The organism is Acidovorax cavernicola, assembly GCF_003581445.1.
Window position 1 is genome coordinate 1 of the sequence record NZ_QXMN01000319.1, and the last position, 644, is coordinate 644.

Below are 644 nucleotides of genomic sequence, written 5' to 3' on the forward strand. Positions count from 1 at the left end.
GGCCAACGGAGCGCAGCAGCGCCCGCCACAGCGTGGATAATGCGGGCAATGAATCCCCTGCTCTCCCAACTGCAGCCTTATCCGTTTGAACGGCTGCGACAGCTTTTCGCGGGGGTCACGCCCTCGCCCTCCTATCGCCCGATCAGCCTGGGCATTGGCGAGCCGCGCCATCCCACGCCGCCCTTCATCGAAGAGGTGCTGGGCAACAGCCCCGGCGCGCTGGCCAAATACCCGGCCACGGGCGGGGACCCGCGGCTGCGCGCGGCCGGTGCGCAATGGATGAACCAGCGCTACGGCCTGGCGCTCGACCCTGCGACCCAGGTGCTGCCCGTCAATGGCTCGCGCGAAGCCTTGTTTTCGTTCGCGCAGACGGTGATCGACCCGACCCAGCCCGGCGCTACCGTGGTCTGCCCGAATCCGTTCTATCAGATCTACGAAGGCGCGGCCCTGCTGGCCGGCGCCAAGCCGGTCTACGTGCCCAGCGACCCGGCGCGCAATTTCGCGATCGACTGGGACAGCGTGCCCGAAGCCGTCTGGCAGACCACGCAGCTGCTGTACGTCTGCTCGCCCGGCAATCCCACGGGCGCGGTCATGCCGTTGTCCGAATGGGAAAAGCTGTTCGCGCTGTCCGACCGCCATGGCTT

The 644-nt window shown here is 67.9% G+C and carries 1 protein-coding gene; it reads left to right on the forward strand.

All coding sequences use genetic code 11. The annotated features are described in order from the left end of the window. Positions 1-48: 48 nt before the first annotated feature. Positions 49-644 (forward strand): aminotransferase class I/II-fold pyridoxal phosphate-dependent enzyme (locus D3H34_RS33415; protein WP_119558921.1); only part of this gene is annotated, 596 nt, incomplete at its 3' end.